The 19,662-nt window shown below is 43.7% G+C and carries 12 protein-coding genes and 1 pseudogene; 12 read left to right on the forward strand and 1 reads right to left on the reverse strand.

Annotated features, from left to right (window positions below):
• Positions 1-5 precede the first annotated feature (5 nt).
• The 5 genes and pseudogenes from ACLGGO_RS00870 (at position 6) to ACLGGO_RS00890 (ending at position 8,632) form a co-directional block, all read left to right on the forward strand.
• A complete protein-coding gene (locus tag ACLGGO_RS00870) occupies positions 6-974 on the forward strand; it encodes a peptidoglycan-binding protein (protein WP_446417922.1) in 969 nt (322 codons plus the stop codon).
• Between the two features lie 428 nt (positions 975-1,402).
• A pseudogene (locus tag ACLGGO_RS00875) lies at positions 1,403-2,197 on the forward strand (WecB/TagA/CpsF family glycosyltransferase).
• Positions 2,198-2,254: 57 nt separating this feature from the next.
• A complete protein-coding gene (locus ACLGGO_RS00880) occupies positions 2,255-4,420 on the forward strand; it encodes a WecB/TagA/CpsF family glycosyltransferase (protein WP_446417923.1) in 2,166 nt (721 codons plus the stop codon).
• A 268-nt stretch (positions 4,421-4,688) separates the two neighbouring features.
• Positions 4,689-7,067, forward strand: a complete 2,379-nt coding sequence (locus ACLGGO_RS00885) for a GumC family protein (protein ID WP_446417924.1) — start codon at positions 4,689-4,691, stop codon at positions 7,065-7,067.
• A gap of 374 nt (positions 7,068-7,441) precedes the next feature.
• The gene (locus tag ACLGGO_RS00890; RefSeq protein ID WP_446417925.1) at positions 7,442-8,632 is read left to right on the forward strand and encodes a glycosyltransferase; all 1,191 of its coding nucleotides are present in this window, start codon (positions 7,442-7,444) and stop codon (positions 8,630-8,632) included.
• 111 nt (positions 8,633-8,743) lie between these two features.
• Here ACLGGO_RS00890 and ACLGGO_RS00895 read toward each other — a convergent pair whose 3' ends face one another.
• Positions 8,744-9,745, reverse strand: coding sequence for a glycosyltransferase family 2 protein (locus ACLGGO_RS00895; RefSeq protein ID WP_446417926.1), 1,002 nt, complete (start codon positions 9,743-9,745; stop codon positions 8,744-8,746).
• A 114-nt stretch (positions 9,746-9,859) separates the two neighbouring features.
• Here ACLGGO_RS00895 and rfbC point away from each other — a divergent pair, with 114 nt between their 5' ends.
• From rfbC to ACLGGO_RS00930, 7 genes are all read left to right on the forward strand, one after another.
• Positions 9,860-10,405, forward strand: a complete 546-nt coding sequence (gene rfbC / locus ACLGGO_RS00900; protein WP_446417927.1) for a dTDP-4-dehydrorhamnose 3,5-epimerase — start codon at positions 9,860-9,862, stop codon at positions 10,403-10,405.
• Complete coding sequence (rfbD, locus tag ACLGGO_RS00905; protein WP_446417928.1) at positions 10,402-11,289, forward strand: dTDP-4-dehydrorhamnose reductase; 888 nt, start codon at positions 10,402-10,404, stop codon at positions 11,287-11,289. The genes rfbC and rfbD overlap by 4 nt, the downstream gene beginning before the upstream one ends.
• A gap of 272 nt (positions 11,290-11,561) precedes the next feature.
• Positions 11,562-12,971, forward strand: a complete 1,410-nt coding sequence (locus tag ACLGGO_RS00910) for an RNA-guided endonuclease InsQ/TnpB family protein (RefSeq protein ID WP_446417929.1) — start codon at positions 11,562-11,564, stop codon at positions 12,969-12,971.
• 9 nt (positions 12,972-12,980) lie between these two features.
• Positions 12,981-14,054 (forward strand): glucose-1-phosphate thymidylyltransferase, encoded by a 1,074-nt coding sequence (locus ACLGGO_RS00915; protein WP_446417930.1) that lies wholly within the window; start codon positions 12,981-12,983, stop codon positions 14,052-14,054.
• 824 nt (positions 14,055-14,878) lie between these two features.
• The gene (locus ACLGGO_RS00920; protein ID WP_446417931.1) at positions 14,879-16,684 is read left to right on the forward strand and encodes an ABC transporter ATP-binding protein; all 1,806 of its coding nucleotides are present in this window, start codon (positions 14,879-14,881) and stop codon (positions 16,682-16,684) included.
• A gap of 85 nt (positions 16,685-16,769) precedes the next feature.
• Positions 16,770-18,185: a class I SAM-dependent methyltransferase gene (locus tag ACLGGO_RS00925; protein WP_446417932.1), complete on the forward strand. Its 1,416-nt coding sequence runs from the start codon at positions 16,770-16,772 to the stop codon at positions 18,183-18,185.
• Positions 18,186-18,332: 147 nt separating this feature from the next.
• Positions 18,333-19,631 carry a polysaccharide pyruvyl transferase family protein gene (locus ACLGGO_RS00930; protein ID WP_446417933.1) on the forward strand — a complete coding sequence of 433 codons (1,299 nt, stop codon included), beginning with the start codon at positions 18,333-18,335 and terminating at the stop codon, positions 19,629-19,631.
• Positions 19,632-19,662 lie beyond the last annotated feature (31 nt).

A 19,662-nucleotide genomic window follows, 5' to 3' on the forward strand; every position in this document is an offset into this window, starting at 1 on the left:
AACCTATGGAAACCCTTGCCTATAGCCATCTTGTCTGGGCGTCGGAAAGCCAAGCCGAGGTGGTTCTAGAGAGTTTCAATCTGGATGAATGGCAGCCGACCAAGCCTTGGTTTGGCGTACCCTGGCATTGGCTATTATTCGCCATCATCCTTAGCAGCCTAGGAATCACAGATAAAGCTGTAGCCCAAACGCTACAGCAAGGAAGTCGTGGATCTCAAGTCTTTGAGATTCAACAGCGTTTGCGGGAATTAGGCTATTTCAATCAACAACCCACAGGTTATTTTGGTCAAATCACCACAGATGCTGTCCGGCAATTTCAGCGTAGTCAGGGACTGGTTGCGGATGGAATTGTCGGTCAACGCACTCAATCTTTCTTGTTCGATAACCTTAAGAGTCTTTCCCCCTTCGATTCTACCCTAGCCCTAACCACTTTACCTCCCCCGAGTTCCATGATCGGCACATTGCCTACCCCTCCGAGTATCGGGAACATCTTAACCCCTCCTAGAGGGCAAGTGACGCCGCCGCCTCCCATTCCGACGCAACCGTTTAACCTCCGAGAGTTGCGTCCCGGCGATCGCGGTGAAGATGTCGTTGAACTTCAGCTAAAGTTAAGACAGGCAGGTTTTGATCCAGGTCCAGTTGATGGCATCTATGGCGCCCAAACTCAGGACGCCGTGGAGCAGTTTCAGGAGGCGAATAATCTATTTCCCGATGGCGTGGCGAGTCAAGACACACTTCAGGCGTTGGGGTTAATCCCGACTCCTGAATCTAATCGCTATGTTGTCATTGTCCCCATTTACAACGGTGATACACTTACCCGAGTGCAACGATATGCGTCGGGGGCGTTTACCGCCGACTCCGGGCGGGGCAAATTTGTCAATGCTGGCTCATTTACAGATCGTAACACTGCCGAAAGTCTTTCCCATCAGCTGCGATCGCAGGGTTTGGATGCACGGGTGGCGTATTTTCGCTAAGATTCACACCAAATGTATCGTAACAGAATCAATCAATCTTTCATTCTTAGCCAAGGGAAAGACATAGAAGTACCTAGACATAAATTCTTTCCGCTGTACTAAGAAATGTTAAAGCGTCAAATCCTTACTGTTAAGATTTCCCTGTTTCCTATTCCCTTGTCCTCATGCTCAACTTTAATTGGGTTCGACTATTTAGAGTATCTTCTACAGGTTATCAGCCAACACCAGTTAACCATCTGAAAATCAGTCGGCTGACAGATTTACTATTCGGCGCAGGCTCCTTAAATTGAATCAATAGCCATTCAATTCCAGCCTAAGTTAATGTTATTATTAATGGGGTTGCTTCTACTATGAACTCATCATCAGTTCCACGCTCAATGAAAGATCAACAGGATAGTCAGTTTACACCTGAATCAGAGGTTATGCCGATGTCTTTAGCTAGTGAAGATAGCGGTCTTTCAGTTCGCAAAAAAGTTAGAATTCTTAACTTGTATATTGATAATTTTTCTAAAGATGAGTTTTTAAAGAAATTAAAGCAGGGTGTAGTCTTTACTCCTAATGTCGATCACCTCATGCAATTACAAGAAAATCGACAGTTTCTACAGGCTTATAAAGCGGCTGACTATTTGATATGTGATAGCCAAATTCTGGTTTACGCCTCTAAATTTTTGGGAACTCCCTTCAAAGAAAAATTATCGGGTTCAGATGTCTTTCCAGAGTTTTGCAACTATCACAAAAATAATCCAGATATTCGCATATTTTTATTAGGAGCGGCTCCGGGCGTAGCCAAAAAAGCTCAAGCAAGAATAAACGCTAAAGTTGGTCGGAAAATCGTCGTAGCAGAATACTCACCCCCTTTGGGATTTGAAAATGATGAACAAGAATGCCAAAAAATTGTGCAACTGATTAATGAGTCAGGCGCTACAGTGTTGGGTGTAGGAGTCGGGGCACCGAAACAAGAGTTGTTTATCAGTAAATACAAAAACAAATTTGATGATCACGTTAAAATCATTATGGGAATCGGTGCAACCATCGATTTTGAAGCCGACAATGTCAAAAGAGCGCCAATTTTTCTCAGAGACATCGGTCTAGAGTGGTTTGAGCAGTTCCTGATTGAACCGAGATGATTGTGGAAACGATATTTTGTTGATGATGTTGGTTTCTTGTGGCTGATATTGAAACAGAAGTTAAATATTTATAAAGCGCCTGTTTCCCCCCTCTGATAGATGAGCATTTTCTGAAAGTAGACTTAACTAAAGTTCAATACTTATGGTACATTCATGATAGTCGTAACCCTTGGAACAGAACAATATCCTTTTGATTCTTTACTTGACTGGATTAATATACTTATTAAGTATAAATTCATTAAAGAGTCTGAAGAAGTTATAATACAATACGGTTCTTCTAATCAGGAGAAAATAGAAAATTTTAGGCAAGTAAAGTCTTATGATTTCTTGCCTGAAGAAATGTTCAAAGAATATTTAAACCGGGCTAGAATTGTTATTGGTCACTGTGGCGAAGGAACATTTATTCTGTTAAATTCATTACGAAAACCTTACATTCTTGTACCCAGAACTAGGCGTTTTGGGGAGCATGTAGATGATCATCAACTCGAAATGGCTGAATTCCTAGAAACGCTAGGAGTTCCTATCGCCCGCTCCCCCACTGATTTAGTCAAGTTCATTAGAGAGCCGATAGTTCCCAATTTTATTGTTCAGGAAGATGATAATCATTGGAAAAGATTACTGAATTACTATAATCTTCAAGAATCAAAAAAAATCATGTTGGTATGCTCTTCAGGTGGTCATTTCAAAGCCATGCAAGAGCTAAAATTGTTTTGGGAACAATTTGAAGATATTTGTTGGGTTACCTTTAAAACCGAAACGACAGAATCAGCGATTAATATTGGCAAGTGGTGTGCTTATTGGGCGTATAGTCCAACCAATCGGAATTTATACAATCTCGTCCGGAATCTTTTTTTAGCCGGAATAGTTTTGCTCAAAGAAAAACCGGATTTAATAGTATCAACGGGAGCTGGAGTAGCTGTTCCTTTCTTTTTACTATCAAAATTACTCTGTAAAAGCCAAACTTTGTTTATAGAGTCAAAAACTCGAATTAAAACATTGAGTTTGTCAGCAAAAATATTACAAAAACTCTCTGTTATCGATAGACTAGTTGTTCAAAATGAAGACCTACTCAATAGTTGTCAAGGTGAAAATTTAAACTCTATGGGGAATTACTATACAAATGAAGTGACCGAAAATAAGAATGATTATTCAGAAAAAATAGAAGTTTTGATAGAGAAGGAAAATATTTTAATAATCCTTCCAGAAATAGTCAACATAAAAGAGACGAATTTTATCCAAGAACAAATTAATCCAGTAAAACCTAAAGATGTCAAGCGTATTATCATTGACATGAGCAAGGTGGCATTTTTTGATAGTCTAGCTATAAGAGATTTATATGTTATATCGGGTCAATCGAATGACAAAAAACTTCAATTAATATTGTGGGGTATTAGTCCACAAGTTAGTAAGCTTTTAAATCCTAAAACGTTTCAGTATTATTTTATCGTAGACAATGAAACACTGACAACTCGCTCAAAAATTCGTTCAAGTTTGTCTTTAGAAAAATGGAGCTTCAAAAGTAAACTTTCTGAAAAACATGATCGTGTTTACCGAGACGAAAAAGTTAAAATGCTTAATGCGTATATTCATAATATTTCAATGCCAGAGGCATTAGTAACTATTAAGAAGGGCATTGTATTGACAGTTAATGTCGGACATCTTATGCAATTTCAAAGTAATCAAGAGTTCTTATCAGCTTACCATGCCGCTGATTATAGACTATGTGATAGTCAATTGATGGTTTATGCTTCAAAGTTTCTGGCAACCCCCCTGAAAGAGAAACTACAGGCAATTGATCTATTTCCAGCTTTTTGTAACTATCATAAAGATGACGAAGATATCCGAATCTTTCTATTGGGAACGGATTCAAGCGTAGCCCAAAAAGCCAAAACCCGAATTAATAGTAGAATATGCAGGCAAATTGTAGTAGCCGAATATTCTCCACCTTGGGGATTTGAAAATCATGAAGAAGAATGCCAGAAAATTATCCAACTGATTAATGATTCTAAGGCGACTGTTTTAGTTGTGGGAGCAAAAACTCCCAAGCAAGAGCTATTGATCAATCAACACTTTATAAATAAAAAAAAGGAAAAGTTGACAAATATCAAGATTATTATGAGTATCGGTCTAACCCTCGATTTTGAAGCGGGAAATATCCAAAGAGCGCCAAAGTGGGTGAGGCAGATTGGACTCGAATGGTTGTATCAATTATTCTCTGACCCAAAACGATTATGGAAAAGGTATCTCGTGGAGAATTTAATATTTTCATGGTTAATTTTAAAGCAAAAATTTAATTTGTACAAAGTACCGAGTGAATAAGCTAAATTTTATTGTACTCACTCTTCATCCTGACAGCAAGATCAAGACAGCCAAGCTCGGTTGGGGCTAAGGGGACTCATGGATAAAATTATTGAAAATAGACAATCACTCCTGATGCTAAGTTGTATTAACGTTGTCCAAGCAACCGAGCAGGGTAAACTTTATCAAACCTTTATTGATGGTCATCGGGGGTTTCATTTAAAATGGATTAAGCAGACTCGCCAATTGGCAAAAAAGTATTGTGTGAGACACCGAGGGATAGAGACAGTTGGCTCAATGGTCTGGCATAATAGACATGCCAGGAACTGTTGCTAAAGAAGGGTTTGGGTGCGGTACAGTCAACATGACAGAGGTCAACATGGAAATAGAACGGGATTCTGCACTTTCATCAAACGGCAAGGGCGATAGACTTGATCCGCCATTGTCCTCCGATTTTGCTGATGAGGTGACAGCGACTCCTCAACGTGGATTGAATTTGCGTCCCTTGTTGCGAACCGCGAAGCGCAAAGCTTGGCTGATTGCTGTTTTGACTACCCTAACTACCGCAGCTGCTTGGTATGTAAGTACCAAAGAACCCCCAATTTATGCAGGAAATTTTCGCCTATTAGTAGAACCCGTAACTAATGAAGAACGGGCAAGTGACCCTAGCGCCCTGGCTCGCACCAATGGAGTGCCAAGTGATAAAATGTTTAGTCTGGATTATCCGACTCAGATTGAAATATTAAAGGGAGTGGGTGTTCTCAAGCCAGTGGTCGAGGAAATTGAAACGGAATATCCGGGATTTAGTGTCGGGGCTTTAAGGCAAGGGTTAAATATTGAACAGATCACTGTCGGACAAGGTAGAGGCTCTGAAACCAAGATCCTGGAAGTGAGTTATCAAGGATATAATCCAAAACTGGTCGAGTTGGTTTTAGAGGAAACCGCCCAGAAATATTTAAAGTATAGCCTGGATGAACGCCAGAGCAGTATTGGCGAAGGGGTTAAATTTATCGATGAGCAACTGCCAAAATTGCAGGAGCGTGTCACTAATTTTCAGAAACAGATTCAGAGTATTCAAGAGCGGTATAACCTGATTGACCCCCAATCTAAAGGGGCAGAATTACTTGCCCAAGTCCGGGATATTGAAAACGAACAGATAGCCACCCAAAAAGAGCTACGGGAGTTGAGAACCCTCTCGACTAACTTGCGGCAACAATTAGGATTATCACCAGAGGAAGCCATTGCTTCATCTGCCTTAAGCCAAGACCCTCGTTATCAAGGGTTATTGGGGAAAATTCAGGAAGTTGAAAGTCAGATTGCCATTGAATCTGCCCGGTTTGGCCCGGATAACCCCAGGATGCAAGCCCTAGAGGAACAGCGACAGAATTTACTGGCACTGCTGAATCAAGAAGCCCAGCGGATTATTGGCGAGAACCTAAAAAGCACGACGAATAATTCTGATGTGATGACATTTCAGAATTCAGTTCGCATGGGGCTGATTCAGCAACTGGTGGAAGCGACGAACCAGATTCAACTCTTAGAAGAACGCACTCAGCAGTTAGCCCAGACGAGAGCTACATTCGCTCAACAAGCCGCTCAAATGCCTGAAGTTATCCGTCAGTATAGCGAACTCCAGCGGCAGTTGGAAGTGGCGACTCAGACGCTAAATCAACTTTTAAGGCAGCGGGAAACATTCCAAGTTGAGGAAGCGGGAAATAAACTGCCTTGGGAAATTCTGTCAGAACCGCAAATCGCCCGTGATGGAGCAGGGAATCCTTTGAATATGGCGGAATCCTCTGATAAACTGCTGTTGATGGGTGTGATGGGGGGAGTAGTCTTAGGTCTGGGGTTAGGGGTTCTCCAGGAAAAAATTAGAGATATTTTTTATAGCACAGAAGACCTTAAGGATGCGACGGATTTGCCGGTGTTGGGTGAAGTTCCGGCTTATCAAAATTGGAATCTGAGGCAGGATAAAGAGACTGGGGAGCAGAGTTATCCGGATGCGACGTTTCTGGAAGCCTTTGACTCTATTTATACCAGTATCCGGTTTCTGTTTTCTGACCGCCCGATTCGTTCCCTGAGTGTTACCTCTGCGGCGTTGGGGGATGGTAAATCCACGGTGGCGTTACACTTAGCGCAAACGGCAGCCCAAATGGGTCAACGGGTGCTGTTGGTGGATGCAAATTTGATGCACCCTCAGATTCATCAACAGTTGAATTTACCTAATGCCAAAGGGTTGAGTGACTTGCTGGCAGAGAATTTGATGCCTCATGATTTTATCCAGCGATCGCCGATTTCTGATAATCTGTTTGTATTAACCGCAGGTCAACCTCGCCCAAATCTGACGCGGCGGTTTGCCTCGGCGCAGATGCAGGAACTCATGGCGGAGTTTCAGACTAAATTTGATTTGGTGGTTTATGATACGCCAGAGTTCCCCAGTTGTATGGATATCAGTTATTTGGCAAGGCACACGGATGGGTTGTTGATGGTGACAGCAATTAAGAAAACCAAGAATTCGTTAGTTAAGCAAACTATCACGCAGTTAGATGCCTTTGGCTTGCCCACACTAGGGATTATCGCCAATCATATCAAACGTTCAGGATTTATGGGGTTACCGCCCGCGCCCCAGGATAATAGTTGGGAAAAAACCCCGGTTTCCGTCTCGTGATTGTATCGTAGAGACGTTCCGGTGGAACGTCTAGGGTCACCCATTGTAGGGGCGGGTTTAGGGAATCTGTAGGGGCGGGTTGAGGGACTAAATTCAGCTAGTCACCGATAACGGAACAACAAAACCCGCCCTCTCCACTGATAACTGATACCAAGTTGCAGTCTAAGGTAGAATCTGTCATGCTGAGCAGAACGCAGTGAAACGGAGTGACGCGAAGCATCTGTCCAGATTCTTCGCTTCGCTCAGAATGACATGATAGAAAGCAACTTGGTATGAACAGCAAAACCCGCCCTCCCCACCGATAAAGGAACAACAAAATCCGCCCTTAACAAATGACGAAGGACGAAGGACAAATGACCAATAACTAATAACCAATGACAGTTGCCTATTTAGTTAATCAATACCCCAAAGTTAGCCACAGCTTTATCAGACGGGAAATTCTGGGAGTAGAATCCTGTGGGATTCCCGTTGCTCGATTCGCTATCCGTTCCTGTGCGTCCGAGTTAGTTGACGAAGGGGACAAGTTAGAGCTGGAAAAGACACGGGTTGTATTAGATATTGGTATAGTAGGCTTACTCTTGAGCTTACTCCGGGTTGTCATAACCCGACCGATTCGGTTTCTGAGTGCATTAAAGCTAGCCATTCAGGTGGGTTGGGGATCAGAGCGAGGAGTTTTGCTTCATCTCGCTTATCTGGCAGAAGCCTGTGTGTTGCTAGGGTGGTTTGCTGAGGCAGACATTGCCCATGTTCACGCTCACTTTGGCACCAACTCTACGACTGTGCCAATGTTGTGTCACGTCTTGGGCGGACCACCCTATAGCTTTACGGTTCATGGACCGGAAGAATTTGATAAAGTAGGAGCAATCTCCTTAGCGGAAAAAATTAAGCGAGCAGCTTTTGTTGTGGCAGTTAGCAGCTTCGGCAAAAGTCAACTGTATCGCTGGTGTCCTTCAGAACAATGGTCGAAAATTCATATCGTTCATTGTGGGGTGGATGCAAAGTTTTTAACTCAGTCCCCTATCCCTGTGCCAGATTGTCCACATTTGGTGTGCATTGGGCGGTTAAGCGAACAGAAGGGACATCTGCTGTTGATAGAAGCAGCAGGTTTGTTAGCGGCAGAGGGCTTGTCCTTTAAAATTGTACTGGTTGGGGATGGGGAACTACGACCAGAAATTGAAAATAGAATCGCACAGCTAGGGTTAGAGGATAAGGTTGAGATTACCGGATGGCTGAGTAATGATCAGGTACAGCAACAGATTTTAGCAGCACGGGCTGTGGTACTCCCTAGTTTTGCCGAAGGCTTACCTGTGGTAATTATGGAGGCATTGGCTCTTTCTCGTCCCGTGATTAGTACCTATGTAGCAGGCATACCCGAACTGGTTGAGCCAGGAGTGTGTGGTTGGTTAGTTCCAGCAGGTTCAGTTAACGCTTTGGCTGAAGCAATGCGTACTGCCTTACAGCTTCCGGTAGAGAAGCTGGAACAGATGGGTAAGGCGGGGGCAGAACGAGTAGCGAAACAGCATGATGCAACGAAAGAGGCGGCAAAATTAGCAGAGCTATTTTAGCAGGTTTGTAGTAAGGGCTTTAGCCTTTAAACGTCACTCACCCCCAGACTCTATTACAGAGGGCGTATCGTTTGTAGTAAGGGCTTTAGCCTTTAAGGAAACAGGAGGATCTTATACAGATGTTTTATATTCAATCAATGTTGCCTGCTGACCCCGCCATCGGCTCAGCCAGTATTTCATCTGCCCAATCACTTGCGGAAACTTATACAATACACAAAAAAGAGCATACAATCCGGCGTGGGACGGCAAATCACCATAACTGCAGCGATACCGATACACTCGCCACATCAAAACAGGGTAACCCAAAAATAATAATAGACTCAGACCCGATGTAACCCAAGCCAAACTTAGAGCCGTCACAGGTAGAACAAATCCCCACATCCAACCGCTCAAATTTTCCCGAATCATATACCGTTCCGGGGGATCACCATGCATCGCCGCACCTTCTGCGACTGCCCAGCCCCCACGCATGGAGCGTTTCCACCATTGACTAAACTTGAGCATTGCGGCATCATGATAGGTCATATCGGCATCAATGCGGGCAATTTTCCAGCCCCGTTGACGCAGGCGGATACACATTTCCGGTTCTTCCCCACCAATGAGGGTTTCGTTGTAGCCGTTCACTTCCCGAATGGCGCTGACGCGGATTAAGGCATCCCCGCCACAGGCTTTGGCTTCACCCACAGGCGTGTTCCACTCCATGTCAGCGAGGCGGTTATAGATTGAGGCATCCGGGAATCGTTCCCGCCGTTGTCCACAAGCGATCGCTAATCTATCATCATTATCTAGGGTTTCGATGGCTTGTTCAATCCAGCCGGGGATAAATTCACAGTCGCCGTCGATAAACTGGACGTATTTGATATCGGGGAACTGTTCGACTAGGTATCTAAATCCCGTATTCCTTCCCCGCGCCATGGTAAACGGTAGGGACATATCCAGGTTGATCACCTGAACACCTAGAGATTTAGCCACTGCCACACTGCCATCCGTGGAACCGGAGTCCACGTATATAATTGGTGTATCTTGGGGAAGGAGTGCGATCGCGGACTTCAGGCAGCGAATTAGTCGTTCCCCTTCATTTCTGCCAATGGTGACTACCCCAATGCGGGTCATACTTCTTAACTTCAGTAGCTTTTCAATTGACTCAGTTAACTTCTATTCTAGAGGTGTAATATCAATTTCGGCACGACTCCTTTTCGTCAAAGATATATAGCTCCAGAAGGCTAAATGCAAATTATTCCGACTAAAATTCCAGACGTTGTAATTATAGAACCTCGCGTCTTTGGGGATGAGCGTGGTTTTTTCTTGGAAAGCTACAACCAGAAAGCGTTTACACAGAAAGCGAATATCGGCGCTACCTTTGTCCAAGATAATCATTCCCGTTCCGTCAAAAACGTTCTCCGGGGACTACATTATCAAATCCAGCAACCTCAGGGGAAGTTGGTACGGGCTATCGTGGGGACAATATTGGATGTGGCGGTGGATATTCGCCAAAGTTCTCCCACGTTTGGGCAATGGGTAAGCTGTCGGCTGAGTGCGGAAAATAAGCGACAGATTTGGATTCCTGGGGGGTTTGCCCATGGCTTTTTAGTCGTTTCTGAGGTAGCTGAAGTTTTATATAAAACAACGGATTATTATGCGCCGCAGCATGAACGGACGTTGCTGTGGAATGATCCCGATTTAGGCATTGATTGGGATTTGACCACAGAGCCGATCTTATCGGCAAAAGACCAAGCAGGGCAACCCTTGAAGACAGCGGAAGTTTATCCATGACGCGAATATTACTCACAGGTATGGCTGGACAACTGGGGAGTGAACTGCAACAAACCCTCGCCCCCCTGGGAGAGGTGATGGGGGTTGACCGTCACAGGTTGGATTTAACTCAACCGGATAAAATTCGCCAGGTTATCGGTAAATGTAAGCCTGATTTGATTGTTAATGCTGCAGCTTATACTGCCGTAGATAAAGCGGAAACCGAAACTGAACTGGCAAATGCGATCAATGGTACAGCTCCCACGATTATGGCAGAAGCCGCACAGCAGTTGGGGGCGGCGTTAATTCACGTTTCCACCGATTATATCTTCGACGGTAAAAAAAATACACCTTATACTGAAGACGATACTCCTGATCCAATCAATGCTTATGGTCAATCAAAGTTATGGGGAGAAGAGGGAGTGCTAAAACACTGCGATCGCGCCCTGATTCTCAGAACCGCTTGGGTTTATGGGGCGCAAGGGAAAGGCAACTTTGTTAAAACCATGTTAAGACTAGGAGCGGAACGTGACCAACTGCGAGTGGTTGTGGATCAAGTGGGGACACCAACTTGGACAGGGGATTTAGGAGGTGCGATCGCGCAGTTGGCTCAATCTCTCCAATCAGATACTCTGACGGGTATCTATCACTTTACTAATAGCGGTGTCACCAGTTGGTATGATTTTGCTGTGGCTATATTTGAGGAAGCTCTACAAATTGGCTTCCCGTTACAAGTCAAGCAGGTTGTACCAATTACCACGGCTGAATATCCCACACCAGCAGCGCGTCCAGCATACTCGGTACTGTCAAGTCAGAAGATATCAGCTGTATTAGGGAATCATCCTCCCCATTGGCGCACCGGGTTGCGGCGAATGCTTAAACAACTTTATGATCAGAAGCATTAAACCGCCTTGGGTTTAAAACTGAAAGCTAAAGTCAGCTAAAGCTGACTGGATAAAAATTATAGTCGTCTTTAGACGACTTAAGCTATAAGCCAAGAACTTGAGTTCTTGGCGGGTGTCGGGGAATTATTTAGCTCTCTCGGCGATAAGCCTCGCGCTGTACCCGTAGGGTCAGCGTCTGAGATGAATCGCCATTGAAAGAAAACTTGTTTTTATGTTTCCGGATAGTATTTGGCTGAGGTTGATATATAATTGCCATAGGGAGGTGATAGAAATTGAAGCGAAGTAAAGACACGTTTAAACTGAATTACCAGTATAGGATTGTGCCGGATAAGCAACAGTCAAAACAGCTAAAGGACTGGCTGTACAAGTTGTGCAGGATACACAATCTAATGCTGGAAGAACGGTTTAACTGGTGGGAGTGTAATCGCTCTCCAGTCAATGCTTGTCCAATTTTTATCACCCATTTGCCAGAACTCAAAGACCAACCAACATACTACAGTCAAAAACGCGCTACTCATTGGTCAAGAGAATTCCACAAGGACTTATACAAAGGGGTTCACTCTCAGGTAATACAGGAAGCGGTTAAGCGGGTAGAAGATGCGTTTAATCGGTTGATCAAAGGCGATTCAACCGGGAAGCGAAGCGGAAAACCGCGCTTCAAGTCAGTGAGGCGATACCGGACGTTTTCAATCCCGCAGTTGAAGCCGGAGTGCCTGAGTGTTACCGCTAATCCTCATCGGCGCAGAAACGGCGGCACACGGCGAGATATTGCTTATATCAGCCTGCCCAAGGTAGGTCAGATGAAACTAATCTACCATCGCCTCATCCCGGAAGGATTCACAATTAAGGCGGCACTGATATCGCGTCGTGCTGACGGATGGTACATAACCCTAACATTGGAAGACAAATCCGTCCCTAGTCTGAAGCCACCAGAGATAGAAGCAACAGAAGAAAACTCCTTGGGGTTGGATGTGGGCTTGGAAAAATTCTGGACGGCATCGGATGGAGAGATTGAGCCTATTCAACAACATTACCGCAAGTCCGAGGTGAAATTGGCAAAATTAGCTAACCGCAAAGAAGGGAAGCCGCATAAGTCGGCATCACGGCGGAAGCTAGCCAAAAAGATATCCAAGCATCACCAAAAGTTGCAACGGAAGCGGAAAAAATTCCATTATGAATCAGCTACACGACTGGTGAGCCGGGACGAGAAGGTGTTCTTTGTGGAGGACATCAAACCGGGAAACTTGTCCCGGAAAAACAAACCTAAACAGGATGAAAAAGGGAGGTATGTACCCAATGGGCAAAGCGCCAAGTCAGGTTTAAACAAATCAATAAATGATGCTGGCTGGAGTCAATTCTTGTCAATTCTCACTTACAAAGCTGCAAAAGCTGGTAAGTCGGTGGTGAAAGTAAAGCCTCATAACACAAGCCAGATATGTTCTTGTTGTGATCGCCTAGTTCAAAAAGATTTGTCAGTAAGAATTCACCACTGTTTATGTGGGTTAATCTTGGATAGAGACTGGAACGCGGCGATCAATATCAAGAGAGTTGGGCTGGGCATATTCCCAACTATAAAACGCCGGAAGCGCAATCGTAAGGCTGCGACGAAGGAAGCCTACACTGTACCCTGCGGGTACAGTGTAGGAGGATGTCACTTCCCAGCTATACTCCAGCCCATCTAAGCAAATCTTATGAAAGCACTGATTCTTTCCGGCGGAAAAGGAACGCGACTACGACCCCTAACATATACTGGAGCAAAACAACTCGTTCCGGTTGCCAACAAGCCAATTTTATGGTATGGGATTGAGGCAATTGTCGCCGCAGGGATTACCGATATAGGAATTATTATCAGTCCAGAAACCGGAGAGGAAGTTAAGAGCAAAACTGGAGATGGCGATCGCTTTGGGGCTAAGATTACTTATATCCGGCAAGATCAGCCGGCGGGGTTGGCACATGCGGTCAAGATTGCTCAACCGTTTCTTGGTGATTCGCCCTTTTTAATGTATCTGGGTGATAACCTGGTACAAAGTGACTTGAGCTTATTTGTCGAACGCTTTCACGAACGACAGCTAGATGCCTTAATCCTGCTGTGTACCGTCCCTAATCCCACCGCCTTTGGCGTGGCTAAGGTAGATGAAGAGGGGCGAGTCTTGCAGTTACTGGAAAAGCCCAAGGTTCCACCGTCGAATCTGGCATTGGTGGGGATTTATCTATTTTCTAACACAGTTCACTACGCGATCGCGAATATTCAACCCTCGGCTAGAGGGGAATTGGAAATCACCGATGCGATTCAATATCTAATTGACCAACCGAAGAAGGTGGAAGCCTTTCAGTTACAGGGCTGGTGGCTGGATACTGGGAAAAAAGATGACCTGTTAGAAGCCAACCGGGTTATTTTAGATACCTTGTTAGAAACCGCTGTTCAGGGTGAGGTTGATGAAAAGAGTCAGGTGATTGGGCGGGTCAAGATTGGTCAGGGTTCAAATGTGGTCAACTGTACAATTCGTGGACCGGTGACCATTGGCAGCAATTGCCATCTGGAAAATTGTTTTATTGGTCCCTATAGTAGTGTAGCTGACCAGGTTACGCTGGTTGATACCGATTTAGAGCATAGTGTAATTTTACAGGGGGCGAAGGTGATGGGGGTACAGCAGCGGATTGTGGACAGTGTGATTGGACAACGGGCGCAGTTGAGTGTAGCGCCACGGCGTCCCAAAGCGTTGCGGTTTATGATTGGCGATGATTCGCAAATAGAATTAGTTTGATAACCTTAGTCGCCCAAAAACTGGGGTGAACCTGTAGGGGCGACCTGACTTTTCACAAAGTCTAGAACCCTGATTCGGGGCGGGTTTAGTCACATCTGGGTGGAACCGAAAAGATAGTTGTAGAGACGTTGCATGCAACGTCTCTACAACTCACCTTGCACCACATACCGTAAAAAGTAAGGTAGGGGCGACCCGCTTGCACTAATTAACAACTCCAGCTACTTAATGGGTTCGGGTCGCCCTCTCCTCAACCCTCTGTGATAAAAAGTGTTTCCCAGACAAGGGTTAACAGTTGAGCTATTTATCCTCTAAAATTGGAAGAGTATAGGATAGACTGGCTACCCTACCCGACTGTAAGTGAATTGAGCTACAGCCTTCCATCATAAAGCTAACAGTGTGGTTATAAGCCAACCGACTTTCAGTATTCTATGTGTATTACTGCTCAAAGCAAATCCTGTTCATAAACAAAAGTCATCCGTAGGGGCGCACCGACCTGCATTGGTGTTAACTTAAGGTGAAAACTACTACTGACAAGGTTTTAATCTGTGTCTGCCTACTCCTCGACATTTTCCCCCTCATCCCCTAACCCCTTCCTTCTCCCACCCCCCTCGTTCCCCCCTACGAGGAGGGATGACAGAGGATGCGAGAGCTTTTTTTTGCATGGGAGAAGGGGAACCGGACTCTCTTGCTCCCCTCTCCCCGGCGTGGGAGAGGGGCTGGGGGTGAGGGGTTGAGCTTAAGTTGACACTGATGACCGACGTGCGCCCTTCCCCATCCCCGGCAATTCATGTAAATAGGCTCTAATCTAAAAAATATTTATACAGATGATTGACTATCTTTCCAAAGTTTTATATGTCCTAACAGGAAGCCGAAAAAGTCTTGTATTCCTCTTACTAATATTTATCTTCACCTCAATTCTCGAAGCCTTTGGTATTGGCTTAGTCGGGCCATTTTTCAGCCTAGCGTCCAATCCAGAATCGATTCAAAGTATTACCGTACTTGACTGGGCTTATCGAAAGTCAGGAGTTGAATCGCCTCAACAATTTATTCCCATCGTCGGATTTATAATTATTGCAATTTTTTGTATTCAATCCATATTCTATTTCCTTGCTCAAACCTATATCTATAGATACACACATCAACAAAAAAGCCGATTGATATCTCGGTTACTCAAAGCTTATTTAGATGCCCCCTATACATTTTACTTAAAACAAAATACAGCGAACATCATCAAAAATATTATTAGCGAAACGAATATGTTTACTCAGGGATGTTTGTTAGCCCTACTCCTCTTCATGACAAACGGCATTGTTGTCGGAGTTTTAGTGGGGTTAATGGCTTATAGCAGCCCCCTACTTCTAGTGATGATTTTGGCGATTTTAGTGCCGACATTTTTATTGTTCAATAAGTTGGGACATAGATTTAAACGGTGGGGGAAAACTCAATCGGAAACTCAGAGAGAAATGATTCGCACGATCAATCATGGTCTCGGCGGATTGAAAGAAACTAGGGTAATCGGGTGTGAAGTGTATTTCGAGAATCAAATAGACAGGCAAGCTCGTCAATATGCGAGGGCGGCTACTTTATCCCAAGCATCAAGTATATTACCGAACATTTTTATTAAAACCAGCTTAATTGTATTTGTCGTTCTCTTTGTTTCTCTGTTTCACATCTTTTTCACTGAGAGTGAGCAAGATTTGACTGCTGTAATGGGAGTATTTGCTGTGGCTGCAGTGCGCTTAATTCCAGCATCAAGTCAGTTCATTAGTTCAATGGCGCAAATGCGAACCTCTAGCCATGCGCTAGATATGCTCTACTTGGATCTCAAGGAGATAGAGAAACGAGAAGTCCACAATAGTTTAGAGAGTTTAACTGATTCAACAGCGAAAGGGTCAGTCAAACAGGGAAATCAAGGCGGTAAATCTCTGAGTTTCGCGAATCAAATCGAGCTGATTGATGTTACCTATCGTTATCCGGGGGCTTCAGAACTCTCGCTTGACCAGATTTCTTTTAAGATTAAGAAAGGGGAATCCATTGCCTTAATTGGTAAATCGGGAGCAGGAAAGACGACGTTAGTGGATGTGATATTAGGACTTTTAGAGCTAGAAAGTGGAGATATTAAAGTAGATGGTGTATCAATCTATGAGAATCTGCGCTCTTGGCAAAATCTGGTCGGCTATATTCCCCAGTCTATTTTTCTAACTGATGATACAATCGAACGGAATATTGCTTTTGGTGTGCCTGATGATCAAATTGATCAGGGACGATTGCATAAGGCAATCGCAGCCGCACAGCTTGAGGAATTGATTGAGCAGTTACCCGATGGGATCAAGACGGGGGTAGGTGAACGGGGAGTACGCTTATCAGGGGGACAACGCCAACGGATTGGTATTGCTAGGGCAATATATCATGAACGGGAGATTTTGGTACTGGACGAAGCGACGGCGGCATTGGATAATGAGACAGAGAGTCGGGTGACAGCAGCGATTAACGCTCTGGCAGGGACGAAAACCCTGATTGTGATTGCTCATCGGCTGTCTACGGTGGAAAACTGCGATCGGGTTTATGTTTTAGAAAAAGGAAAGGTGCTTAAATCGGGGAGTTATAAGGAGGTGGTATTAGAACAGTAAAATAGTTTAAGGGAATACATCATTTCAACGAACATCAGCCTAAACAAGGTGTTTTAAACTAATTCCTTATTATGGAAAAATTATAATGAAAGTTTTAGTTGCAATCGCTAACTACGGTACAAAGAACGATGTTTACCTTGAGCAGGTTTTAGATCAATACCGGGCTTTACCTTATGAGAAAGACATAGTAGTACACACAAATATTCATAAGGATTTGGGAACCGAAGTAAAGGTTGTTGTCGGGTTGCCAACACCAGATCCTCGCTCATTGCCTTATGCTCACCGCCGTCTATTTACAGAATGCGCTGACGAGTACGATCTATTTATCTATACAGAAGATGATACCCTACTAACCTCAGATCACATAGAAGCATTCCTAGAGGCGACTCAATATTTGCCAGACAACCATGTTGCAGGTTTTTTTCGGTATGAACTTACACAAGACAACAGGGTTGATATATCGACCATCCATGCCGCATTTCATTGGTGGCCCGATTCAGTAAAAAACTTTGGTTCCTACACATTTGCTGAGTTTAGCAATAAGCATTCGGCTTTATACCTGTTGACTCGTTCCCAGTTACGTATTGCGATTGACTCTGGCGCTTACTCTTTGACACCCCAGCGATCGCGGTATTATGTTATGGCAAGTGCTGCCTCTAACCCATTTCTCTACTGTGGTCTGACTAAGGTGATGTGTCTTACCCAATTAGACCGATTTTTGCTGCATCATTTACCCAACAAATATTTAGGAACATTCGGTCTTCCGAAAGAAGAAGTTGACGTTCAAGTCAAAACCTTAATAGAAGTGGCATCGGGAAGCCTATCCCAATCTCGCCTGTTTGAAACAGAGACTAAACTATTAAATTGGAGTTTTGACAAATTTTACTACGCTCCCTGTGACTCAGAACTATTACAGGCAGTGGACTCTGGACATAAAGATGTCCTCTCAATTGGATGCGGTTCAGGAAATACTGAAGTAGCATTGCTCCAGAAAGGTCATCAAGTGACAGCAATACCCTTAGATGCAGTCATTGCGGCAACGGCGAGTCGCAAAGGGATCAAAACAGTGGAACCCGACTTTAATTCAGCACTCAACACTCTATCCGGACGACAATTTGACTGTATTATTTTTGATGATGTATTACCACATCTACAGGAACCTATACCTATCTTGACCCGCTTTGCTAATCTTTTAAAAGAGAACGGTGAAATAATTGCCACCTTCTTGAATGCAAAGTGCCGTCAATTCAGTTCTGAAACGTTTGCTCCCTTTGATATAGAAGCAGGTGGTGAGCCTGATTTTGAAACTTTGGGGATACATTTAAGCAACGAAGCTATGGTACGTTCTTGGTTACATCAGTCAGGATTGGAGGTGAAGCGTGTTTCTTACTCTATCCCTCAAAATCGTCGAATGCAGATGTTCAACGGGTTATCATTAGGTTTATTTGCGAGTAAACTGGCTCCACGTTTCCTCGTTTTTGCACAGCGGCAGCAAGGATGAAATTTGTCTAGTTCATTACATTATCATTACATTATTATATGATGCCCCCAGAATAGAGAACTGAATTTATATAAATAGGATCGTCATTGACTGGTAAACAAGATTGGTTGTTTGTAATCTTATCCATCTTAATTCATCTAAACAAAAATGAAGAATAAATCCCCAAAAATATGGTTAATGGGAGCCTCCCTGGAAACCCCAAATATGGGAGTGAACGCTCTCAGTGAAGCAAGTCTAAAGTGTATATTCACGCAATGGCATGATGCAGAAGTAATTCTGCGGACGGTTGTAGACGAATCTGATCAGAAAATAACCATTGGTGGGCGAGACATTTGGATTAAAAATAGAGCCTTGTGGACAGGTATCAATCTGTCAAAACCGAATAATGTATATGTACTGATTATTTATGCTCTGCTTTTAAAACTCCTACCGTTCAAAGGATTTCAGCAATTCCTTGAAAGGACAAATCTCTATTTCAAGGAATTAATGGAAGCCGACCTAGTGGCTGATATTACCTATGGCGATAGCTTTAGTGATCTTTATGGAATGTCACGTTTTAGGTCGGATGCTTTCCTGAAAATATTGGTTATTCTGTGTCAAAAAAAATTAATTTTACTTCCCCAAACCTATGGACCATTTAAAAGCCCTGTGGCTAAGGCGCTAGTCAAATACATTCTCAAGCAAGCTACTCTAATTTATAGTCGAGACAAAAATGGCGTTGAATATACAAAAGAACTGCTAGGGTCAGCAGCTGAAAACAAGTCAATTATTTATATACCTGATGTTGCTTTTGTTCTGGAACCCGATAAACCAGATGTTCCTATAATTAAGCAACTGGAAAAGTTAAAGGAACAAGGAAAAGTCATAATAGGCCTGAATATTAGTGGCATTCTCTATAATGGAGGACAAAAAGCGGATCAGCAATTTGGACTCAAGGGCAATTACCGGGAACTACCGGGCAAAATCATTAAATACTTTATGGAACAAAAGGATACCATTGTTATATTAGTGTCCCATGTTTATGGAGAAGATAACCAGGCATGTCAAACTGTATATGACCAAATATCAGGGGACTATCCAGAACGAGTTCTACTGGTAGAAGATAAATTAAATCATAAGCAAGTTAAATATCTCATTGGTTGTTGTGACTTCTTTTTAGGCTCACGGATGCATTCCTGTATCGCAGCAATTTCCCAGTGCGTTCCCGCAATTGGTCTAGCCTACAGTGGTAAATTTATCGGTGTGTTTGAATCTGCTGGTGTGGGAAACTACGTCGTAGATTTAAGAACCGAGGATGAGCAGAAAATTTTGAGTCAAGTGGAAAAGAAATTTGGCAACCGTCAAGAGGCCGCAGCCACCTTGAGGGCTACAATTCCCCAGATTCAGAAACAAGTTATACAACTTTTTGAGGGAGTGGATAAGACATTAAACAAAAGTAATTCATAAAGCTCCAGATTCAAGAAGTAATTCCTACTGT

The organism is Coleofasciculus sp., assembly GCF_046565525.1.
Classification (GTDB): Bacteria; Cyanobacteriota; Cyanobacteriia; order Cyanobacteriales; family Coleofasciculaceae; genus Coleofasciculus.